Raw genomic sequence first — 5,736 nt, forward strand, 5'->3', positions numbered from 1 at the left:
CGCCGTCGGCTCCGCCGGAGCCGCCTCCTCCGCGCGCTGCGTCGCGGACCCCTCGCTCACGCTGCGCGACCGGCGCGGACCGGCGGGAGCGGTGTCGGCCCGCCGGCTCGCCGAACCCTCCGTCGCGGTGCGTGCCCGGCGCGGCGTCGTGGGCGGTGTCTCCGTCGAGGCCTCGGCTGCCGTGCTCACCGATTCCGCGGCGGCCTCGGCCGCCCGAGCCGCCGTAGTGGCCGCCGCCTCTGTCGCCGGGGCCTGGCTCGCCGAGCCTTCTCCGGCCGTGCGCGTACGTCGTGCCGGTCGCTCTCCCGCGGCTCGCGCGGGTCGCTCGCCGGGAGCCGCCGTGCGGCCCGCGCCCCGGGCCGGTCGGGCCGGGGCAGGGGGGAGCTGGCCCTTGAGGGGGCCCCACTCGTTCGGGTCGGGGACGCCCGGGGGGAGCATCTGGCGGCGCTTGGGGCCGCCGTGGTCGGATTCGCCCGGTTCCTTGGCGCCGGGCCAGGCCTTGGCGACCCGCGCGGCCAGCACGAAGTCCTTGCGCAGGGGGTGGCCCTCGAAGGTCTCCGGGAGGAGGAGGTGCTCCAGGCCGGGGTGGCCGTCGAAGCGGACGCCGAACATCTCGTGCGTCTCGCGTTCGTGCCAGGCCGCGCCCGCGTAGACGCCGACGGCGGAGGCGAGCGCGGGGGTCTCGTGCGGGACGGTCGTGCGCAGCAGCAGGCGGCGGACCGGGTACAGGGCGACGACGTGCGCCGAGACGCGGAAGCCGGTGCCCGGTTCGTCGACCGCGCTCAGCCAGTCGAAGTAGGTGCAGGAGAGGGTCGTACGCGCCGTTTCCAGTGCGGGGATCCAGGAGGACGGCGGTACGTCGACGGTCAGGACCTCGTACGACTCCTCGGCCGTGGCCGCCGTACCGAAGAGGTCCTCGACGGGGGCGGGGAGCCAGCCGACGGTGGTCATCGGACGTCGCCCTCCCCCGGAGCCGGGGGCCGCACCAGGCCGCTCTGCAGCGCCGCCGCCGAGGGGCGCGGCGCTCCACCGGAGCCGTACCGTTCGCCGAGCGACTCCTGGGCGATCTTCTCCTGGAGCTTGAGGATCCCCTGGAGGAGGGCCTCGGGGCGGGGCGGGCAGCCGGGGACGTAGACGTCGACCGGGATGATCTGGTCGACGCCCTTGGTCACCGAGTACGAGTCCCAGTAGGGGCCGCCGCAGTTGGAGCAGGCGCCGAAGGAGATGACGTACTTCGGCTCGGGCATCTGCTCGTACAGACGCTTGACGGCGGGAGCCATCTTGTCGGTCACCGTGCCGGAGACCACCATCAGGTCGGCCTGGCGCGGTCCCGGTGCGAAGGGGATGACGCCGAGGCGGATGAAGTCGTGGCGGGCCATGGACGCGGCGATGAACTCGATCGCGCAGCAGGCGAGGCCGAAGTTGAAGACCCACAGCGAGTAGCGGCGGCCCCAGTTCAGGACGACCTTCATCGGCTCGGGGGCCAGCCGGGCGAGCGCGCCCAGCCGCTTCGGCTCGGGGAGCAGAACAGGCTCGGAAGGAGTGGGGGTCACGTCCATGCCAGGACGCCCTTCTTGTATGCGTACAGCAGGCCCACGGCGAGGAAGCCGAGGAAGATGAACATCTCCACCAGGGTCGTCGCGCCGTAGCCGGGGGCGGCGAAGACCGTCGCCCAGGGGAAGAGGAAGATCGAGTCGACCGCGAAGATCACGTAGAGGAAGGCGTAGACGTAGTAGCGGACCTGGGTGTGGGCCCAGCCCTCGCCGACGGGGTCGACGCCGCACTCGTAGGTCAGCAGTTTCTCCGGGGTGGGGACGACCGGCCGCAGCAGGTGGCCCGCCCCGAAGGCGACCGCGACGAACAGCACGCCCACGAGGGCGAGCAGTCCCACGACCGAATAGGACTGGAAGTAGTCCGCCGCGACGGCGGTCGAGTCCCCCAACGTCTCCCGCAACGTCCGTCCCCTCGCTCCCTGACCCGGTGCCCTCAGTGATCCGTGAACCTTGATGGTTGACGTGATTCGACGATGTGTACGCACGGGAGTCTAGGCCCTGATAAAGACACCGTAAGCAGCCCGTCACGCCCGAGACGGGCGGGGGCGGCGAGGGTGGGGTTTTCCCCCGTGCACGGCGGCGGCCGACCTCATGGCGCGGCGGCGCCGGGCACGGCACGCTAGCGCCCATGACCGCACCCACGCCCACCGCCGACGACGACCGCCTGCCGCCGGCCCGTTTCGCCTACGGCAAGCACACCTGGAAGGAGATCGCGCATCTCCTGGCGAACCTGCCGGCGTCGATCGTCGGCTTCACCTATGTCTTCACCGTGCTGCTCGTCAGCGGCGTCCTGACCATCACCGTGGTCGGCCTGCCGATACTCGCGTTGAGCCTGATGGGCGCGCGGCTGCTGGGGAAGCTGGAGCGGGGCCGGGCGCGGGCGCTGCTCGGGGTGCGGGTGGAGGAGCCGAGTCCGCTGCCGCTCAGGAGGAGCGGCGGGCTGTTCCAGCGGCTGTGGCTGGCGCTGAAGGACCCGGTGGGCTGGCGGACGATGCTGTACGACTTCATCCGCTTGCCCTGGGGCATCGTCACCTTCTTCGTCACGCTGGCCTCGCTGTTCGTGCTGTGGCCGGTGCTGCCGTTCATCGCGCGGGGTCTGGCCAACGCGGACCGGGCGATGGTGCGCGGGCTGTTGTCGCCCTCCGACGAACTCGAACGCCGTATCGCCGAACTGGAGTCCGATCGCGGGGTCGTGGTGGACACGGCGGCGGCCGACCTGCGGCGCATCGAGCGGGACCTGCACGACGGGGCGCAGGCCCGCCTGGTCAACCTGGCGATGGGGCTCGGCCTGGCCAAGGAGAAGCTCCTGGAGGACCCCGACTCGGCGGCCGTCATGGTCGCCGAGGCGCACGGCGAGGTGAAGCTGGCGCTGCAGGAGCTGCGCGACCTGGCACGCGGCATCCACCCGGCCGTACTGACCGACCGCGGCCTGGACGCCGCCCTGTCCTCGGTCGCCTCCCGCTGCACCGTGCCGGTGAAGGTGACCGCCGAGCTCGCCGAGCGGCCGGCCGCCGCCATCGAGGGCATCGCCTATTTCACCGTCTCCGAGCTGCTGCAGAACATCAGCAAGCACAGCGGGGCGAAGTCGGCCTCGGTCGAGGTGTGGCGGGCGGAGGACCGGCTGCTGATCCAGGTCCGGGACGACGGCCACGGCGGTGCGCGCCTGGACGGCGGCTCCGGCATGCGGGGCCTGGCGGAGCGGCTGGGCGCCGTCGACGGGCTGTTCGTCGTCGACTCGCCGACGGGCGGCCCGACCACCGTCACCGCCGAGCTGCCCTGGCGGGACCGGATCCAGGCCCCCTAGGCCCCCTGGGAGGGGTGGGGAAAACCCCCGGGCGAAGACGCCGACGGCCTCCATTCCTCGCCGACCTGCGGCGCAGCAGTCTGAACGTACGGCAACACAGCCGCCGGGCGAGGAGAACGGGACGACAGCGATGGCCACGGAGTACGGACAGGGATACGGGCACCGCAGCGGGTCCGGGTACCACCGCACGGACGACCGGGATCGCCCCCGCCGCCCGCACCGGCTGCCCGCCGCGCTGCGGGCCCCGTTGGAGGCGCGCTCCTGGCGCGAGTTCGGCTACGTCCTGCTGAGTCTGCCGATCAGCATCCTGACCTTCACCTACGCCGTGACGATGGTCGCGCTCGGCGCGGGCCTGCTGGTGACGTTCCTCGGCATCCCGGTGCTGGCCGGGGCGCTGGCGGGCTGCCGGGGGCTGGGGACGCTGGAGCGGGCGCGGGCGCGCGGGCTGCTGCGCCTGGAGGTGGCCGACCCGGAGCCGCTGCGGGTGCGCAAGCACGGCGCGGCGGCGTGGATGGGCGCGGTCCTGAAGAGCGGCGTCTCGTGGCGGCATCTGCTGTTCATGCTGCTGCGCCTCCCGTGGGCGGTGTTCTCCTTCGCCGTCGCCCTCAGCTTCTGGACCTACGGCTGGGCGCTGCTGACGTACCCGCTGTGGTTCTGGGTGTTCCCGCTGTACGGCGGGCAGGGCGGCCTCCAGCTGTACGGCGACGCGCAGCACCGGGTCTACCTGGACAACCCCTTCGAGATCACCGTGACCGCGCTGGTCGGGCTGCTGTTCACGCTGGCCACGCCGTGGATCGTACGGGCGCTGACGACGGTGGACCGGCTGATGGTGCAGGGGCTGCTCGGGCCGTCGCGGCTGGCGAAGCGGGTGGTGGAGCTGGAGTCGGACCGGGGTGTCGTGGTGGACACGGCGGCGGCCGACCTGCGGCGCATCGAGCGGGATCTGCACGACGGGGCGCAGGCGCGGCTGGTGGCGCTGGCCATGGATCTGGGGCTGGCGAAGGAGAAGCTCGCCGAGGACCCGAGGGCCGCCGCCCGGATGGTCGAGGACGCGCACGGCGAGGTGAAGACGGCGCTCCAGGAGCTGCGCGACCTGGCACGCGGCATCCACCCGGCCGTGCTGACCGACCGTGGCCTGGACGCCGCCCTGTCCTCGGTCGCCTCCCGCTGCACGGTGCCGGTCCAGGTCGAGGTGGACCTCGCCGAGCGCCCGGCCCCCGCCATCGAGGGGATCGCCTACTTCACGGTCTCGGAGCTGCTGCAGAACGTCAGCAAGCACGCCCGGGCCAGGTCGGCCACGGTGGACGTGTGGCGGTCGGAGGACCGGCTGATGCTCCAGGTCGTGGACGACGGGGTCGGCGGAGCCGGCGCCTCCTCCGGTTCGGGACTGGCGGGGCTGGCCGAGCGGCTGGACGCGGTGGACGGAATCCTCGTGGTCGACTCACCGGCCGGCGGGCCGACACGGGTGACGGCGGAACTGCCCTGGCGCCGTTGACCACCCACCCCCGATCACACGGGCAATCCCCGCGTCCGGGCCCGGGCGGCTCCCAATGCTGGAATGCTGAACCTTTGTACGAACGGGCCGGCCCCGCGAACGGGCCGGACCTGCGTACGAACGGACAGGGACGCCGTACGGGCTGTGGGGGGCCAAAAGATCGTGGAGGACAGGGTGCGAGTGGTCATCGCCGAGGATTCAGTGCTGCTCAGGGAGGGCCTGACCCGGTTGCTGACCGATCGCGGGCACGAGGTCGTCGCCGGGGTGGGGGACGCCGAGGCGCTGATCAAGACCATCGCCGACCTGGACGCGCAGGGCATGCTGCCCGACGTCGTGGTCGCGGACGTACGGATGCCGCCGACGCACACCGACGAGGGCGTCCGGGCCGCCGTACGGCTGCGCAAGGAACACTCCGGGCTCGGTGTGCTGGTGCTGTCGCAGTACGTGGAGGAGCGCTACGCCACCGAACTGCTGGCCGGTTCCAGTCACGGCGTCGGCTATCTGCTCAAGGACCGGGTCGCCGAGGTCCGCGAGTTCGTGGACGCGGTGGTGCGGGTGGCCCGGGGCGGTACGGCCCTGGACCCCGAGGTGGTCGCCCAGTTGCTCGGGCGCAGCCGCAAGCAGGACGTGCTCGCGGGGCTCACCCCGCGCGAGCGGGAGGTCCTGGGGCTGATGGCCGAGGGCCGCACGAACTCGGCGATCGCCAGGCAGCTGGTGGTCAGCGACGGAGCCGTGGAGAAGCACGTCAGCAACATCTTCCTCAAGCTCGGTCTGTCCCAGAGCGACGGCGATCACCGGCGTGTGCTGGCCGTCCTCACCTACCTGAACTCCTGAGCGGAGAGCACTCCTCGAAACGCCGTCCATCATGCGAATGGCCGAGGGAA

General features: G+C 72.4%; 6 protein-coding genes. 3 read left to right on the forward strand and 3 right to left on the reverse strand.

Translation table 11 applies throughout. The features are described 5' to 3' along the window. The 3 genes from ACZ7L0_RS08210 to ACZ7L0_RS08220 form a co-directional block, all read right to left on the reverse strand. Window positions 1–951 (reverse strand): NADH-quinone oxidoreductase subunit C (locus ACZ7L0_RS08210; RefSeq protein WP_471241578.1); only part of this gene is annotated, 951 nt, incomplete at its 3' end. After that, window positions 948–1,559, reverse strand: coding sequence for an NADH-quinone oxidoreductase subunit B (locus ACZ7L0_RS08215; protein ID WP_471241579.1), 612 nt, complete (start codon window positions 1,557–1,559; stop codon window positions 948–950). The genes ACZ7L0_RS08210 and ACZ7L0_RS08215, both read right to left, overlap by 4 nt. Continuing rightward, the gene (locus ACZ7L0_RS08220; protein ID WP_471241580.1) at window positions 1,550–1,954 is read right to left on the reverse strand and encodes an NADH-quinone oxidoreductase subunit A; all 405 of its coding nucleotides are present in this window, start codon (window positions 1,952–1,954) and stop codon (window positions 1,550–1,552) included. Before ACZ7L0_RS08220 ends, ACZ7L0_RS08215 begins: the two co-directional genes overlap by 10 nt. Window positions 1,955–2,181: 227 nt before the next feature. Here ACZ7L0_RS08220 and ACZ7L0_RS08225 point away from each other — a divergent pair, with 227 nt between their 5' ends. From ACZ7L0_RS08225 to ACZ7L0_RS08235, 3 genes are all read left to right on the forward strand, one after another. After that, on the forward strand, window positions 2,182–3,357 hold the full coding sequence (locus tag ACZ7L0_RS08225; RefSeq protein ID WP_471241581.1) for a sensor histidine kinase: 1,176 nt from the start codon (window positions 2,182–2,184) through the stop codon (window positions 3,355–3,357). A gap of 130 nt (window positions 3,358–3,487) precedes the next feature. Further along, window positions 3,488–4,852 (forward strand): sensor histidine kinase, encoded by a 1,365-nt coding sequence (locus ACZ7L0_RS08230; protein WP_471241582.1) that lies wholly within the window; start codon window positions 3,488–3,490, stop codon window positions 4,850–4,852. 174 nt (window positions 4,853–5,026) lie between these two features. Next, window positions 5,027–5,686, forward strand: coding sequence for a LuxR C-terminal-related transcriptional regulator (locus ACZ7L0_RS08235; RefSeq protein WP_471241583.1), 660 nt, complete (start codon window positions 5,027–5,029; stop codon window positions 5,684–5,686). Window positions 5,687–5,736: the final 50 nt, after the last annotated feature.

This window comes from Streptomyces sp. NPDC039424, assembly GCF_055639495.1.

Coding starts and splice junctions, on each gene's coding strand:
- ACZ7L0_RS08225 (WP_471241581.1), top strand. CDS start 2,182: ATGACCGCACCCACGCCCACCGCCGACGACGACCGCCTGCCGCCGGCC.
- ACZ7L0_RS08215 (WP_471241579.1), bottom strand. CDS start 1,559: ATGGACGTGACCCCCACTCCTTCCGAGCCTGTTCTGCTCCCCGAGCCG.
- ACZ7L0_RS08230 (WP_471241582.1), top strand. CDS start 3,488: ATGGCCACGGAGTACGGACAGGGATACGGGCACCGCAGCGGGTCCGGG.